Here is a 16533-nt window from a genome sequence, read left to right on the forward strand (position 1 = left end):
AACGATCAGCAGATTAGTTGCGCCGCTCAAATGCCAGCGCGCGGTGCTCAATCAGGCGCATCGCGAGTGTCAGACAGCCATTGACCCCGAGATAAATAATCCCTGCCGCCACAAACACCATCACATCATAATTCTGACCAAACAGGCGCTGACTGTAGCCCATCACTTCCAGCAGTGTAATCGTGCTGGCGAGTGAGGTACTTTTGAAAATCAGCACCACTTCATTTGAGTAAGAAGAGAGTGCGCGTTTAAAGGCGTAAGGCAGGATAATCCGCATGGTTTGTCCGCGTGACATCCCCAGCGACTGACAGGACTGCCACTGTCCCTGTGGAATCGCTCTTACCGCACCATGGAACAATAATGTTGAGTATGCCGCACTGTTCAGCGCCAGGGTTATCAGCGCACACAACCACGGTGAGGACATCAGTTCCCACAACAGCGGCCAGGCTTTCAGCGCCGGAAACTGCCCCGGTCCGTAATAGATCAGGAAAAACTGCACCAGCAGCGGCGTACCGGTAAACAGGGTGATATAAATTTTTACGATTGGCGTCAGTATCTTAGGTTTAAGAGACAGCACCAGGGTAAACAGCACCGACAGCATAAATGCCACCAGCAGTGCCGCAAAGGTCAGTGACAGACTGACCGGCAGACCGGGCAGGATATCGAGAATATAATCCATCAACATTACATGGCGCTCCGTTCAAAACGCGTGGTATGGAGCTCAATGCGTTTGAGGATAAACTGGCTTACCAGCGTAATGGCAAGGTAAATCAGTGCCACGATGCAATACCAGGTAAAGGGCTCCTGGGTACGGGTGGCAATACTTTTTGTCTGGAGCATCAGGTCATTAACACTGATGAGTGATACCAGCGCGGTATCTTTGAGCAGCACCAGCCACTGATTTCCCAGTCCCGGCAGCGCATGACGCCACATCTGCGGCATAATAAAGCGGAAAAAGATAGCCGGGCGGCTCAGCCCCAGAGCCTGTCCTGCTTCCCGCTGCCCGTCCGGCACGGCTTTCAGTGCGCCGCGCAGTGTTTGTGAGGCATAAGAGGCATAGAGCAGAGAGAGGGCGATTACCCCGCTGAACAGCGGCACATAATCAAAATTTTCAATATCAGTCTGTAAAGTGAATAAACCGAGGTTAATACCATCACCGAGGCGCATTATCACTTCCAGTGTGCCGTAGTATACAAACAGCACAACCAGCAGCTCAGGAAGACCACGGATCAGGGTGACAAGACAGGTGCCAATGAAGGCGAGTGGTTTCAGACGCGCAGTTTCCCATGCCGTAAACAGCATAGCGAGGATAAGCCCCAGGATGAGCGCAGAAACAGCAAGGCCGACGGTTATCCCGGCGGCACTTGATAAAGAGAGAAAATCAGCCATTAGTTCTTATATGTAATTACTCAAACCATTTCTTGTAGAGGGTATCGTACGTTCCGTCCGCTTTAACCTCGCCAAGTGCCTTGTTGAGGCTGTCTTTCAGCTCACTGTTGCCTTTACGGACAGCAATGGCAAGACCTGTTCCGAAGTATTCCGGATCAGTGACGCGCTCACCCACAGTTTTCAGATTAGCGTTGCTTTTCAGCCATTCATTGATAACAGCAGTATCACCGAAGACGGCATCGATACGGCCATTTTTCATATCCAGTACGGCATTCTGATAGCTGTCATAAGGTACAATTTTCATGTCCTTAAACTGCTCCATCAGGTATTTCTGATGAGTGGTGCCGTTCTGAATACCAATCTGTTTCCCTTTGAGGGCGTCAATGCTATCAAATTTACCTGCAACTGCAACGAAAACCGCAGAGTTATCATAGTAGGTATTAGTGAAATCAACCTGCTTCTGACGTTCAGGAGTGACATCAATACCCGCCATCAGTGCATCAAAACGCTTGTATTTCAGGCTCGGGATCAGGCTGTCAAATGCCTGGTTGGTGAATGTGCATTCCGCATTGATTTTTGCACACATCGCCTGCGCCAGATCCACATCAAAACCGACAATTTCATTTTTTTCATTTACGGTTTCAAACGGTGCATAGCTTGCTTCCGTGGCGAAACGGATTTTTTGTTTTTCTGCCGCCGCAGCGGAAAAAGCAAACGCGCCGATTAATGCAGCAATAACCAGTTTTTTCATAGCAACATCCCATTTTATTATTCAGTGGCAGAAAATAAATCAGTGTGACAGATAACCGGCAAAAGCCTCTGTCTGCGGTGCGCTGAAGCACTGTGCGCCGCCTTGTTCCACGATGCGGCCGTTTTCCATATACACCACTTTGCTGGCGGTTTTACGGGCGATATCCACTTCGTGTGTAACAATGACCTGGGTAATTCCGGTCTGTGAAAGCTCTTTAATAATGTCCACCACCTGCGAGGTGATTTCCGGATCCAGTGCCGCTGTCGGTTCATCAAACAGCAGAACCTGAGGCTCCATCATCAGGGCGCGGGCAATCGCCACACGCTGCTGTTGTCCGCCGGATAAATGCAGCGGAAAACGCAGTGCAAAGTCAGTCAGACGCAGACGGGCGAGCAGTTTTTCTGCTTTCGCGAGTGCTGCTTCTTTTGTCAGACCCAGCACCCGGATTGGTGCTTCTGTCAGATTATCCATAACGCTCAGGTGCGGCCACAGATTATATTGCTGAAAGACCATACCGACATTCTGGCGCAGGGCGCGGATCTCTTTTGCGGCCGGTGCTTTGGCAAAATCAAAATGATGATCTGCAATGGTCAGCTGACCGGAACGCGGCATTTCCAGCAGGTTCAGTGCCCGCAGCAGGGAACTTTTCCCCGCACCGCTCGGCCCGAGCAGTACCATGGTTTCGCCCTGTTGGCATTCCAGGTTGATGTCAAACAGCGCCTGATGCTGTCCGTAAAAGCAATTTATGTTTTTTAATTGAATACTCATGCTATAAATCTGCATACTCAGTGATGATGAGACGATACTAACGCCATAAGAATAAATATGCAATTATTTATGCATAAAAAATTACTAAAAAGACAGCGAATGTACTTATTGCAACGACCTATTTCTCCGCAAAATGTGACTGAGCATACTCCTGCGCGCGTTTAATGACAGATTTCGTCATTCCTTTAAAGATGAATAAATGCGCAGGCATCATGGCAAACCAGTACAGCAGCCCGCTGAACCCGGCAGGATGCCACCAGGCGCGTACATCCAGCTCGCGCTGGTGTCCGTGGTCGCGGATAGTAAAGGTCAGGCGTCCCAGCCCCGGGGCTTTCATACCGAACAGCAGGGAGAGTTGCTTACCGGGCTTCAGTGTGATCACTTTCCAGCCGTCGATTTTATCCCCTAATTCGAGTGTGTCCCGATCCGGGCGTCCGTAAATCACTTTATTTGCGCATAAATCATCGAGCCGGGCACGGACTGACCATAAGAAATTGGCATAAAAATAGCCGTCTTTGCCGCCGATTTGCTGAATAACATGCCACAGTGCCTCAGCGGATGCAGATGTATTCAGGGTAAATCCAGCCTGTTTGGGGTAAAAACCAAACCCCGGACGCCAGCGGGCGCGGGCATCAGGGTCATATCCCCAGTCCTCATTATCCACGGCATCGGCTTCATCTTTCAGGGTTTTGCGCACGGCATCATCAAAACTGAGCAGTGTCTGCGGGATAAGCGCTTCCAGCGGGCGTCCGTCTCCCGGTAAATCATATTTCAGCCCCATGATCAGTTCTTTGGCTATTCCTTCAGGAACCGTGGTTATCAGGCGAAGAAAATAAACAGAAATAAGACGCAGCGGGATCGGCAGCGGGATCATCAGCCGGTGTTTGCCGCTGACGGCAATAAAATGGCGGAACATCTCCAGATAACTGAGGTATTCCGGACCGGTGGCATCAAAGTGGCGGTTATCAGTGGCCGGATGCGCAAGCAGGCCGGTCAGATACGCCAGAAGGTTTTCCAGTGCAATCGGGGAGGATTTTGATCGTGCCCAGCGCGGCGGCGTCAGAACCGGCAGGTTATATACCATATCGCGCATGATTTCGAATGCGGCGGAGCCGGGTCCGACAATAATGGCGGCGCGGATCTCGGTGACCGGCACCCGGCTGTGCGCTAGGATCTCTCCGGTTAGTTTGCGGGCGGCAAGATGCGGTGAGTCTGTGTGTCCGTGCTGCATGGCGCTCAGGAAAATCACTTCGCGCACAGATGAATTATTCAGTATGTCCTGCACATTTTGTGCGGCCAGCCGCTCGCGCTCCAGCAGGTTTTCCTCGTCCGTCATACTGTGGACAAGGTAGTAAACTACATCAATGTCCTGAAAAAGTGGTTCCAGAGTGGATTTATCATACAGGTCAGCATAACAGCAACGGGTGTTTTTCCAGCCCTGCGCCTGCATCCACTCAACACGGCGTGCCGCAGCGGTTATCTGATGTCCGGCAGCAATCAGTTGCGGGACAAGATGTTGCCCGACATAACCACTGGCACCGAGCACTAAAATACGTTGTTGTGACATGCAGTCTCTCTTTTTTCGGATAAATAGTTTCGGATAAACAGTTTCAGGTAAACAGTGCGATAAGCACCGGTGCAAACAGACTGAGTACAAACCCGTGAACAATGGCGGCGGGAACTATCGACACCCCGCCGCTGCGCTGTAACACCGGCAGCGTAAAGTCCATGGTTGTGGCTCCGCCAAGCCCCAGAGCGGCGGCACGGTGGCGGTTAATCAGCAGCGGGATAAGCATAATCGCCGCAATTTCCCGCGCGAGGTCGTTAAAAAAGCCGACACTGCCGAGTACCGGACCAAACGCATCGGTCAGTAAAATACCGGAGAGCGAATACCAGCCGAAGCCGGACGCGAGCGCCATGCCTGTTTTCAGCGGCAGACCAATAAGCAGTGCTGCCAGTGCGCCGCCCGCCAGAGATGTCGCTGCAACTATCAGGGACACCAGCATGCCGCGGCGGTTAATCAGGATCTGCTTTAATGTCATTCCGCTGTTGCGAAGCTGGATCCCGACCAGAAACAGCAGAAAAATCAGCGCGTATTCACTGGCCTGACCGGCAAAAGAGAGAAATGACCAGCCGAATAACCCTACCGCAAAGCCAACCAGTAACACGCCGCACAGTTGCAGGGATTCAAATACCATGTGCAGGCGGGAAGGGGGCTTTTGTTGTTTGTGTGCAGGTACCTGCCAGGGATATTGTTTGCCGTATAAAAATAAACCGGCGAGGTTACATCCCAGAACAAACACAGTAAAAACAGCAGTATATTGCACGATCACCAGCAAATTTATGCCCAGGTTTTCAACCAGTGCAAGACTGATGCCCATCAGAAATAAAATCACATACACCATTGCGCTCAGCCCGCGGTTAATCAGTTTTTTAAGTGGCTGATTACTGACGGGAATGAGATAGCCGATGATAAGAGGAGCAAGAATAATTAATAACCCAGAATACATGTGTGTCACTTCCGTTAAAAAATATTGCTTAAAAATCGGGCGATTATAGCGTTATTATCACCATAAATGCTATGTATCCCCCTGTTTTCATGTTTAGTATAAGTCAAAAGTGATTTTTTTGATTACATTGATGGTATTGCGTTAATTAATCGTGTTTCATCAGGGTATACAGGCGGCATCAGACAAACGGAGAAGGGATCATGATTCTGGAAAGAGTGGAAATTCTGGGTTTTCGCGGTATTAACCGCCTGTCACTGTCACTGACGAATAACACGGTGCTGATTGGTGAAAATGCATGGGGTAAATCCAGTCTGCTGGATGCGCTGACACTGACTCTCTCCCCGCAGGCACCCGCCGCACAATTTATACCGGGGGATTTTTATCATTCGCCGGACAGCGACGACGGGCCGGTGCGCCATCTTCAGATAGTCCTGATTTTCCGCGAAAACCGTCCCGGTCGTTCCCGCTCCCGCCGTTTCCGTGATTTGGCACCGCTGTGGCGCTCTAACGGCGATGAATACCAGCGGATAAATTACCGCGTCAGTGCTGATTTAGCGGATGACAATACGGTCAGCAGTCAGCGGACTTTCCTTGATGAGCAGGGTGAATCTTTGCCGCTCGACGATGCGGATACGTTTATCCGCGAAATTATCCGGCTCTATCCGGTGCTGCGCCTGCGTGACGCCCGCTTTATGCATAAACGCAATATAGGTAATGTACCTGCCTGCGCGGAAGGTGAATGCGATACTCAGGACAGAGCTGAGGCCTTTAATTCGCAGATGGCGGAGCTGACACAGGCGCTGGTCAATAATCCGCATTCATTATCCGATGACGACTTGCAGGACGGGCTGGAAGCAATGAAACAATTGCTCAGCCACTATTTTGCCGAAGAAGGGGAATATCTGCTGGATCGCCGCAAAGCGAAGCGGATGAATATTGAACCGCGCCAGCGGGCCTGGCAGGCACTCGAGGGGATTAACCGGGTTGTGGCCGGACCTAATCAGCGCAGTGTGCGACTGATTATCCTTGCGATGTTTTCCGCCTTATTACAATCTAACAGCGGTCTGAAACTCGACCCGTATGCAAGACCGATTATTATTGTGGAAGACCCGGAAACCCGGCTGCACCCGATCATGCTCTCTGTGGCGTGGGGGCTGCTCAGCCTGTTTTCATTACAGCGGATAACCACAACCAACTCCGGCGAGCTGCTGTCACTGGTGCCTATTCATGATATCTGCCGCCTGGTGCGCCAGTCCAACCGCGTTGCGGCTTATCGCCTGGGAGAGAATCATCTCTCACCTGAAGAGTTGCGGCGGATCTCCTTTCATATCCGGATAAACCGCCCGTCAGCCCTGTTTGCCCGCTGCTGGCTGCTGGTGGAAGGGGAAACCGAAATCTGGCTGATGAACGATCTGGCAAGGCAGTGTCATTACTATTTTGAGACCGAAGGGATAAAAGTTGTTGAGTTTGCCCAGTGTGGTCTTAAACCTTTGTTAAAGTTTGCCAACAAAATGGGTATAGAATGGCACACGCTGGTAGATGGTGATGAGGCCGGAAAGAAATACGCGGCGACAGCCACGCACTTTTCATCCGAACTTAATGATGTGGAGCAGGACAGGCTTACCCGCCTGCCTGCGCCGGATATGGAGCATTTCTTATATCGTAACGGGTTCAGCGGCCTGTATCATCAGGTTGCGGGCGTTCCGGAAGATATCAGAATGCCGGTACGGCGGGTAATCATCAAAGCGATTCATCGCGCCTCTAAACCGGATCTTGCAATTGCGGTGGCGAATAATGCCGCCGGGCGGGGAGTGGAATCAATCCCTCTGCTGTTGCGTCAGATGTTTTCCCGTGTGGCATGGCTTGCCCGGGGGCGTGCTAACTAAGGATAAAAGGTTAAATGCGTATAGTGTCAAAAAAAAGAATAATTACCGCCGGTATTTTGATCTTTGTGATCGCCGGCGGTTTCTGGTTTTTTACCCGTGAAGATGCGCCGGTCAGATACATGACCACTCAGGTACAGCGCGGCACGTTAGAAAAAAAAGTCATGGCGACCGGCAAGCTGGATGCATTGCAGAAGGTGGATGTGGGTGCGCAGGTCAACGGACAGTTACAGACTCTCAATGTGAAAGAGGGGGATGTCGTTAAGAAAGGCGAACTGCTGGCGGTGATCGACCCTGTTAAAGCACAGAACGTGGTTATTGAAGCCGAACAGACAGTCAATGAAAACAGGGCGAGACTGAAACAGGCTCAGGCGGAGTATGAATTTGCCAAAGCGACCTATGAGCGGCGCCTGGCACTGTCAAAAACACAGGTTATCTCAAAGCAGGATGTGGATGAGGCACGGCGCGATATGGATGTGCAGCGCGCGGCGATTGATACCGGTAAAGCGCAGATTGCCCGTAATCAGGCAACACTGGATACCGCGCGTAATGATTTGCAGTATACCAATATCCGCGCCCCGATGGACGGCGTGGTCACTGAACTGAAAACCCTTCAGGGGCAGACGGTGATTGCAATGCAGCAGGCGCCGACTATTTTGTCACTGGCAGACCTTGATACCATGCTGGTGAACGCGGAAGTCTCTGAAGCGGATGTGGTGTATCTGAAAACCGGACAAAAAGCCACGTTCAGTGTGCTGGGGGCGCCGGATAAATCGTTCAGCGGCACCATCACGGATATCCTGCCTAAACCACAGAAAATCAATGACGCTATTTTTTATTATGCCCGCTTTGAAGTCCCTAATCCGCAGCATATTCTGAAGCTGGACATGACCGCACAGGTCACTATCGCGCTGGAAAACCGCGAAAATGTGCTGAAAATCCCGCTGGCGGCACTCGGTAAAGATATCTCGGCGACAGAATATGAAGTTGAAGTGCTGGTTGATGGTCAGCCACAAACCCGTCAGGTGACACTCGGCTCCCGTAATGATGTGGAAGCGGAGGTAACCAAAGGGCTGACAGAGCAGGATCAGGTTATCACCGGTATTGATGACGGCGGGTCGGAATAATTCATGAGTAAGCTATTAGAACTGCGGAATATTTTCCGCCGTTATCCGTCCGGTGACAGCAGTGTCACGGTACTGGATGATGTTTCCCTGACGATCAACGCCGGTGAAATGGTGGCGATTATCGGGCAGTCCGGCTCGGGTAAATCCACGCTGATGAATATTCTCGGCTGCCTGGATACGCCGAGTGACGGGCAGTATTATGTTGCGGGAAAAAATACGGCGGAACTGAGCGGGGATGAACTGGCGGCACTACGCCGTGAGCACTTCGGCTTTATCTTCCAGCGCTACCATCTGTTATCTCACCTCAGTGCTGAGCAAAATGTGGAAATGCCGGCCGTGTATGCCGGGCTGAGTGCCCGTGAGCGGCGCACGCGTGCGGCAGAGCTGTTACAGAGACTCGGGTTGGGTGACCGGCTGATTTATCGTCCCGGACAGCTCTCAGGCGGACAGCAGCAGCGCATCAGTATTGCCCGTGCGCTGATGAACGGCGGGGAGGTTATCCTCGCCGATGAACCCACCGGCGCGCTTGACAGCCAGTCGGGCAAAGAAGTGATGGCTATTCTGCGCCAGCTCTGTGACCGGGGGCATACGGTCATTATTGTCACCCACGATCCGCTGATAGCCGCACAGGCGGCACGGATTATCGAGATCAAAGACGGGCATATTCTCAGCGACAGCGGATCGGTAATCAATCCGGCCGCAAAAAACCTGAATGCAAAACCGCCGCACAAAAGCAGTACGGTCAGCCGTTTTTTCGGGCGTTTCAATGAAGCGTTGCTGATGGCGTGGCGGGCGATGGTTGTGAACAAAATGCGCACATTGCTTACCATGCTGGGTATTATTATCGGCATAGCCTCGGTTGTGACAATTCTGGTGATTGGTGATGCTGCCAAAGCGCTGGTGTTGTCAGACATCAAATCCATCGGCACCAATACGATCTTTGTCTATCCCGGGAAAGATTTCGGTAGTGACCCGGGTCAGGATCAGCAATCCCTTAAAGCTGCTGATGTGGATGTTATCCGCCGCCAGCCCTATGTCTATGCGGCATCAGCAGAAATTGAGAATGGTGCGCGCCTGCGCCGGGGAAATCTGGACTCAGCCGCAAGAGTGACGGGGATCGGACCTGACTTTTTTACTGTTTATGATATGCGCTTTGGTGAAGGTCGCGCATTTTCGCCTGATATGTATGAGCGCCGCTCACAGGTTGTTATCATTGACATGAATACCAAACGCAAATTGTTTCCGCATCAGAAAAATGTGATTGGTGAAACACTGCTTGCGGGGAATATGCCCGCGACTATTGTCGGGGTTGTTGCTGATCGCAAATCCATGTTTGGTAACTCCAAAACCTTACAGGTCTGGATGCCGTACACCACACTGACCAGCCGCCTGATGCAGCGCAGTTATCTTGATATGATCTCAGTGCGTATCCGCGACGGCTACAACACCAAAAACGCGGAAGAGCAACTGGTTCGCCTGATGACACTGCGCCACGGTAAAAAAGACACATTTACCTATAATCTGGACAGCATCGTGAAAACCGTGGATAAAACCACGACCACCATGCAGCTCTTTCTGACACTTGTGGCGGTGATTTCGCTGGTCGTCGGCGGGATTGGTGTGATGAATATTATGCTGGTCAGTGTCACTGAGCGTACCCGTGAAATCGGGATACGTATGGCGGTTGGTGCGCGGGCGGGGGATGTGATGCAGCAGTTTCTGATTGAGGCGGTGCTGGTCTGTCTGATGGGCGGGGCAATCGGGCTGGGATTATCTTACTCCATTGCGTTTGCCGCCAAAGTGGCACTGCCGGACTGGGAGTTTGTCTTCCGTCCGCTGGCGATTATCAGTGCTGTGCTGTGCTCTACCGCCATCGGCATCGTGTTTGGCTTTTTACCCGCACGAAATGCGGCAAAACTGGACCCGATAGACGCACTGGCGCGCGAATAGCTGCGCAGTATCAGAAAAACCACAGAATACGTCGCGCAATGACGATTGACATAAGCGCGGCGTTCCGGCTACATTCAAATATACCCTTATTCATTCAAACTGCAGGTGGGTTGGCTGCACCCTGAACGACATCGGGTATCGATATTCGTGCTGTTAAGCAGAAGTATCATCATCCCCGGCAATAGGGGTAATCACGCTGACGTGAAGACCTTTCGGTCCCGGTGTGGTGTCATAATTCACTTTCTGACCGGCCTTCAGCGTGCGGTAGCCATCCATCTGTATTGTCGAGTAGTGAACAAAAATATCATCACCGCCCCCTGACGGACAGACAAACCCGAAACCCTTGGCGTTGTTGAACCACTTAACAGTACCCGTTTCCATACTGTTATAACCCTCATCTGTCAAACGATTGAAAAATGCTGCACAATGCACAATATGATCCATAATACCCATTAATACGGCATTATTAATAAGTGCATTCACTAATAACGTTGTACATTATTTATACTCTATTGAATTTAACGGTAACGTCAAGTCTTTGTTAACGGCAGGCGTTGGTCAGTAAAATTTGATACAGACAACGGCAAGTATTAATACGTGCAACAGGCGTACGTTTTTATAACTGGAATAACAATGAGTCACTATCAATCAGAATCACAAACGGATGTCACGCTCAGGGAGAAAGAGCTGCAAAAGGTACAGCCACCGGCGATGTATCAGGTGGTGTTAAATAATGATGACTATACCCCTATGGACTTTGTGGTTGAAGTTTTGCAAAAATTCTTCTCTTATAATGTAGACCGGGCAACGCAGATCATGCTGGACATCCATTATCAGGGAAAAGGAATTTGCGGGGTATTCACTGCGGAAATAGCAGAGATGAAAGCATTACTTGTTAATACCTATGCAAAAGATAACGATCATCCGTTATTGTGTACGTCAGAGAAGGTGTAAAGACACAATTTATTTCTCAAAATGGAGGTGCTTATGCTCAATCAAGAATTAGAGCTTAGTCTGAATATCGCCTTTGCCAAAGCAAGGGACAACCGGCATGAATTTATGACCGTAGAGCACCTGCTGCTGGCATTATTAGGTAACAAATCAGCCCGCGAGGCGCTTGAAGCCTGCCGCGTGAACCTGGCCGTTCTGCGTCAGGAACTTGAGCATTTCATTGAACAAACCACGCCGCTTCTGCCGGAAGGGGACGAGCGTGAAACCCAGCCGACACTGAGCTTTCAGCGTGTTTTACAGCGGGCTGTTTTTCATGTTCAGTCATCCGGGCGCAATGAAGTTAATGGCGCAAATGTTCTGGTCGCTATATTCAGTGAACAGGAGTCCCAGGGCGCCTATCTGCTGCGAAAACATGATGTAAGCCGTCTGGATATTGTGAATTTTATTTCCCACGGCACCGCCAAAGGCGAAGAAGATAACGAGCAGGGACCGTCATTTGACGGCTCCGCGCAATCTCAGAGCGAAGAGAGCAGTGGCGGTGAGGATAATCTGGATAATTTCACTGCCAATCTTAATGAGCTTGCGCGCAAAGGGCAGATTGACCCGCTGATTGGCCGTCAGGCTGAACTGGAGCGCACTATTCAGGTATTGTGCCGCCGCCGTAAAAATAACCCGCTGTTTGTCGGGGAATCCGGGGTCGGTAAAACGGCCATTGCGGAAGGTCTGGCGTGGCGTATAGAGCAAAATGATGTGCCGGAGGTTATCAGCGGCTATACCATTTATTCGCTGGATATCGGCTCACTGCTGGCGGGTACCAAATACCGCGGTGATTTTGAAAAGCGGTTTAAAGCTCTGCTTAAAGAGCTGGAAAAGAATGACAAAAGCATCCTGTTTATCGATGAAATTCACACTATCATCGGCGCGGGTGCCGCGTCCGGCGGGCAGGTGGATGCCGCAAATCTGATCAAACCGTTGTTATCCGGCGGGAAAATCAGAGTAATAGGCTCCACGACCTATCAGGAATTCAGCAATATCTTTGATAAAGATAAAGCGCTGACCCGTCGTTTCCAGAAAATCGATATACAGGAACCGACTACGGATGAAACCGTGCGGATTATCAACGGGCTGAAATCGAAATACGAAGAGCACCATGATGTCCGTTACACGGCGAAAGCAGTTCAGGCGGCAGTTGATCTGTCGGTGAAATATATCACTGACCGTCATCTTCCGGACAAAGCCATTGATGTAATTGATGAGGCGGGTGCCCGCACACGTCTGATGCCGCAGAGCCGTCGCAAGAAAACCATCGGTGTCGGTGAAATTGAAGCGATTGTGGCGCGTATTGCGCGTATTCCGGAAAAAACTGTTTCCAGCAGTGATAAAGATCTTCTGCGCCAGCTCGACAGCCGCCTGAAAATGCTGGTCTTCGGGCAGGATGAAGCTGTTGATGCACTTGCGGAGTCCATCAAAATGAGCCGTGCGGGTCTGGGCAGTGAACAGAAACCTATCGGGGCATTTTTGCTGGCGGGGCCGACAGGTGTCGGTAAAACCGAAGTGACGGTTCAGTTATCAAAAGCCATGGGCGTTAAGCTGCTGCGCTTTGATATGTCCGAATATATGGAGCGCCACACTGTCAGTCGTCTGATTGGTGCGCCTCCTGGCTATGTCGGTTTTGATCAGGGCGGGTTGCTGACTGACTCGGTTATCAAACATCCGCATTCAGTCGTGTTGCTTGATGAAATCGAAAAAGCGCACCCGGATGTCTTTAACCTGTTATTGCAGGTGATGGACAACGGGACACTGACAGACAACAACGGGCGCAAAGCGGATTTCCGCAATGTCATCCTCGTAATGACCACCAACGCCGGTGTGCGTGAAACCCAGCGTAAATCCATCGGGTTTACCGAGCAGGACAACAGCACTGACGCAATGGCGGAAATTAAACGGGTATTTACACCGGAGTTCCGTAACCGTCTTGACGGCATTATCTGGTTTAACGCACTGTCTAAACCGGTGATTGCCCAGGTGGTGGATAAGTTTATCGTTGAGTTGCAGGCGCAGCTGGATGCGAAAGGGGTGTCTATTGAAGTTTCAGCCCGCGCACGTAGCTGGCTTGCAGATAAAGGGTATGATCCTGCAATGGGCGCACGTCCGATGGCACGTCTGATTCAGGATAAACTGAAAAAGCCGCTGGCAAACGAACTCTTGTTTGGTGAGCTGGTCAGCGGCGGGTCAGTGATTATCGATCTGGATACGAAGAAAGACGATCTGACATACCGCTTCAGTGCACAGAAAGAACGTTCCGGAGATCCGGTAGCCTGACAGCCGGACAGCAGCAATAAAAATGATCACCACAGGACGCGCACATTCAGTGCGTTGCCTGTGGTGTCTTTTTATGAGGCTTGGTCTGCAGGGATACTAGCGGCTACGGAAGATGATACGGCCTTTGGTCAGGTCATATGGGGTCAGTTCTACTGTAACCTTGTCGCCTGTCAGGATGCGGATATAGTTTTTACGCATTTTCCCGGAGATATGTGCAGTCACAACGTGTCCGTTTTCCAGTTCCACCCGGAACATTGTGTTCGGCAGTGTATCTAACACGGTGCCTTGCATTTCAATATTATCTTCTTTGGCCATCTAATCCTCTAATGTTAATAACCAGTATTTCTAAACGGCAAGATAATGCCGAAAAACCGGGATTATGTAAAGGAATGATATTTTTTATGCACTGTTTTTAAGATGCAAAACAGGCTCAATCCTATCATTTCCTGTGTAAAGTCTGTGGCTGCCAGCATTCTTGTGGTAAATGCATGTCACGCCGCTGATAAAGCTGCCGGATAAATTCACGGCGCTCAATTTTACAGGCACCGAAAGATTTTGTGTAATCATTCAGTACCTGACAATCAAATAACGTCCCGCCATAGCCGGTAAAATGGGCAAAAAATGTCATAAACGCAATTTTGGAGCCGTTACTGACACGGCTGAACATTGACTCGCCACAAAAGACAGATCCGACATTCAGACCATACAGCCCGCCGACCAGCGCGCTATCATCCCACACTTCGACAGAATGAGCACGTCCTGCCTGATGCAGGCGGTTATAGGCGGCGACAATATCAGGTCCTATCCAGGTCCCCTCATCCCGCACGGTACAAGCGCTGATGACCTGATCGAACGCCTGATTCAGTGTCACACGGTAAGGATGTTTTTTCAGAATTTTTCGTAAAGAACGGCTGACATGCAGATCTGCCGGGAACAATACTGCCCGCGGATCAGGTGACCACCACAGAACCGGCTCATCCGGAGAGTACCAGGGAAAGATACCTTCTCTGTATGCCAGCAGCAGCCGGGCGGGGGAGAGATCCCCGCCGGTTGCCAGTAATCCGTCCGGGTCTGTCAGCGCACCGCTTACCGGCGGAAACACAAGCTGATCATCGTCTAACTGATAAAACGGCATCAGATTGCTCCGGTAACAGCCGGCAGACGGTTCACAAACTGATAATAACGCCCTCTGCGCGCCAGCAGCGCGTCGTGGGTACCTTGTTCGGCTATTTGCCCGTCATCCATCACGCAGAGCGTGTCCATGTGTTCCAGGCCCTGTAAACGGTGGGTGATGATTAACATCGTCCGGTTACGTCCGACGTCCCGCAATAAGGCGAGGATATGTTGTTCAGTATCGGCATCCAGTCCTTCAGTCGGTTCATCCAGCAGCAGGAACGGCGCATTATGCAGCAATGCACGGGCAATCCCCAGACGGCGCTGTTCGCCGCCGGACAACTGACGCCCGCCTTCACCTATCCAGCCGTTCAGTCCCTGATCATTTTCCAGCAGATTATCCAGCCCGACCTGCGACAGTACCGCGTTCAGTTGTGTGTCTGTTGCCTGCATATCGCCGATATGCAGATTTTCCCGCAGCGTATTATTGAACACATGAATACGTTGTGGTACGACTGCCATCAGTGAGCGCAGGGTATGTTCATCATAGTCTGCAATACACTTATCATTGATAAGAATTTCGCCCTCAGAGACATCCCACGCGCGGGTAATCAGCTGTAACAATGTGGATTTTCCGCAGCCGGTTTTTCCCAGCAGTGCAATATGCTCACCCGCGCGTAGTGTCAGAGAGACATCCTGCAATACCGGCAACGGTTGTCCCGGATAGGTAAATCCGACTCCGCTGAGTGTCACGCTGACCTGCTCTGAGCCAGCCGGTCCGCTGTCCGGGAAGGTCACTTCCGGTTTGGTATCCACAATCTGCGATACCCGCTCAGCCGAGGTTATCACCTGACCCAGATGCTGGAATGCCACCGCAACCGGACCGAGGGCTTCAAACGCCGCAAGGGCGCAGAAAACGAACAGCGCGATAATGGCACCGCTTTCGCGGTACGGCCACTGAATACCGGAGGCAAGCCACAGCATCATAGCAACCGCAAACCCGGTGGCTAAAATAATAATCGCCTGCGACATCCCGGTGAGACCTGCCTGGCGCTGTTGCTGTATCAGCCAGCGTTGTTCAATTTCAGCAAGCTGGTCACGGAAACGGTGCTGCGCACCAAAAACAGTCAGCTCTGCCTGGCCCTGTAAGGCGCTGGTAAGCAGGGTGCGGTATTGCGCTCTCAGTGTGGTCAGCTGAATACCGATCGGTTTTCCGGCGCGGTAAAACACCACCGGCAGCGCAAACAGCAGGAAGGTCATAAATCCGCCCAGCACATACGCGAGGTTCTGATCCAGAAACCCGAGTCCGAATGTCAGAACAGCAATGACCACCAGAGCGGAGACTATCGGCGAAATGACGCGCAGGTAAAGGTGATCCAGCGTTTCCACATCCCCGACCAGCCGGTTGAGCAGTTCGCCCTGACGGAAACGGGCGATTCCGCCCGGTGTCAGCGGCAGAATTTTTTCAAAGGCAAACACGCGCAGATGTTTGAGTACACGGAAAGTTGCGCTGTGACTGACCAGCCGCTCTGCATAGCGTCCGGCTGTACGGGAAATTGCGGCACCGCGCACACCGGCTGCCGGTAACATGTAGTTGAAAAAGGTAATACCCGGGATACCGGCGATGGCGGTGCCCGCCAGGAACCAGCCGGAGAGTGTCAGCAGCCCGATACTGGCAAGGAGCGTGGCAATTGCCAGCACAATGCCGAGAGACAACAGAAACCAGTGGCGGCGGTAAAGGGCTAAATACGGCAGTAAAACACGCATGA

15 protein-coding genes are annotated in these 16533 nt (G+C 51.4%); 5 read left to right on the forward strand and 10 right to left on the reverse strand.

Annotated features, from left to right (window positions below):
* Positions 1–13 precede the first annotated feature (13 nt).
* From artM to ACMHKJ_RS10275, 6 genes are all read right to left on the reverse strand, one after another.
* A complete protein-coding gene (gene artM / locus ACMHKJ_RS10250; protein WP_067364954.1) occupies positions 14–682 on the reverse strand; it encodes an arginine ABC transporter permease ArtM in 669 nt (222 codons plus the stop codon).
* A gap of 2 nt (positions 683–684) precedes the next feature.
* Positions 685–1389: an arginine ABC transporter permease ArtQ gene (artQ, locus tag ACMHKJ_RS10255; protein ID WP_413493674.1), complete on the reverse strand. Its 705-nt coding sequence runs from the start codon at positions 1387–1389 to the stop codon at positions 685–687.
* A gap of 16 nt (positions 1390–1405) precedes the next feature.
* Positions 1406–2140 carry an arginine ABC transporter substrate-binding protein gene (artJ, locus tag ACMHKJ_RS10260; protein ID WP_413493676.1) on the reverse strand — a complete coding sequence of 245 codons (735 nt, stop codon included), beginning with the start codon at positions 2138–2140 and terminating at the stop codon, positions 1406–1408.
* 39 nt (positions 2141–2179) lie between these two features.
* Positions 2180–2908, reverse strand: a complete 729-nt coding sequence (artP, locus tag ACMHKJ_RS10265; protein WP_067364196.1) for an arginine ABC transporter ATP-binding protein ArtP — start codon at positions 2906–2908, stop codon at positions 2180–2182.
* Positions 2909–3026: 118 nt separating this feature from the next.
* The gene (locus ACMHKJ_RS10270; protein WP_413493678.1) at positions 3027–4475 is read right to left on the reverse strand and encodes a DUF2867 domain-containing protein; all 1449 of its coding nucleotides are present in this window, start codon (positions 4473–4475) and stop codon (positions 3027–3029) included.
* Positions 4476–4518: 43 nt separating this feature from the next.
* Entirely contained in the window at positions 4519–5418 is a 900-nt protein-coding gene (locus ACMHKJ_RS10275; protein WP_413493680.1) for a LysO family transporter, read from the reverse strand.
* A 200-nt stretch (positions 5419–5618) separates the two neighbouring features.
* On the opposite strand from ACMHKJ_RS10275, the gene ACMHKJ_RS10280 reads away from it, so the two are divergent.
* From ACMHKJ_RS10280 to macB, 3 genes are read left to right on the forward strand one after another with little or no spacing between them, the layout of a single operon-like run.
* Positions 5619–7304, forward strand: a complete 1686-nt coding sequence (locus ACMHKJ_RS10280; protein WP_413493682.1) for a DUF2813 domain-containing protein — start codon at positions 5619–5621, stop codon at positions 7302–7304.
* A 14-nt stretch (positions 7305–7318) separates the two neighbouring features.
* Positions 7319–8428, forward strand: coding sequence for a macrolide transporter subunit MacA (macA, locus tag ACMHKJ_RS10285; protein WP_413493684.1), 1110 nt, complete (start codon positions 7319–7321; stop codon positions 8426–8428).
* Positions 8429–8431: 3 nt separating this feature from the next.
* Entirely contained in the window at positions 8432–10378 is a 1947-nt protein-coding gene (macB, locus tag ACMHKJ_RS10290; RefSeq protein ID WP_413493685.1) for a macrolide ABC transporter ATP-binding protein/permease MacB, read from the forward strand.
* Between the two features lie 153 nt (positions 10379–10531).
* Here macB and cspD read toward each other — a convergent pair whose 3' ends face one another.
* Positions 10532–10759, reverse strand: coding sequence for a cold shock domain-containing protein CspD (gene cspD, locus ACMHKJ_RS10295; RefSeq protein WP_413493687.1), 228 nt, complete (start codon positions 10757–10759; stop codon positions 10532–10534).
* Between the two features lie 252 nt (positions 10760–11011).
* On the opposite strand from cspD, the gene clpS reads away from it, so the two are divergent.
* Both clpS and clpA read left to right on the forward strand, forming a co-directional pair.
* Positions 11012–11332, forward strand: a complete 321-nt coding sequence (gene clpS, locus ACMHKJ_RS10300) for an ATP-dependent Clp protease adapter ClpS (protein WP_067364181.1) — start codon at positions 11012–11014, stop codon at positions 11330–11332.
* A 33-nt stretch (positions 11333–11365) separates the two neighbouring features.
* A complete protein-coding gene (clpA, locus tag ACMHKJ_RS10305; protein WP_413493689.1) occupies positions 11366–13651 on the forward strand; it encodes an ATP-dependent Clp protease ATP-binding subunit ClpA in 2286 nt (761 codons plus the stop codon).
* 96 nt (positions 13652–13747) lie between these two features.
* On the opposite strand, the gene infA is transcribed toward clpA, so the two are convergent.
* The 3 genes from infA to cydC all read right to left on the reverse strand — a co-directional run bounded on the left by infA (position 13748) and on the right by cydC (position 16531).
* On the reverse strand, positions 13748–13966 hold the full coding sequence (infA, locus tag ACMHKJ_RS10310; RefSeq protein ID WP_006813614.1) for a translation initiation factor IF-1: 219 nt from the start codon (positions 13964–13966) through the stop codon (positions 13748–13750).
* 124 nt (positions 13967–14090) lie between these two features.
* Positions 14091–14786 (reverse strand): leucyl/phenylalanyl-tRNA--protein transferase, encoded by a 696-nt coding sequence (gene aat / locus ACMHKJ_RS10315; RefSeq protein ID WP_413493691.1) that lies wholly within the window; start codon positions 14784–14786, stop codon positions 14091–14093.
* Complete coding sequence (gene cydC / locus ACMHKJ_RS10320) at positions 14786–16531, reverse strand: heme ABC transporter ATP-binding protein/permease CydC (protein WP_413493693.1); 1746 nt, start codon at positions 16529–16531, stop codon at positions 14786–14788. Before cydC ends, aat begins: the two co-directional genes overlap by 1 nt.
* Positions 16532–16533: the final 2 nt, after the last annotated feature.

Origin of the sequence: Morganella psychrotolerans (assembly GCF_965118875.1) — a bacterium.
Taxonomy (GTDB): domain Bacteria; phylum Pseudomonadota; class Gammaproteobacteria; order Enterobacterales; family Enterobacteriaceae; genus Morganella; species Morganella psychrotolerans_C.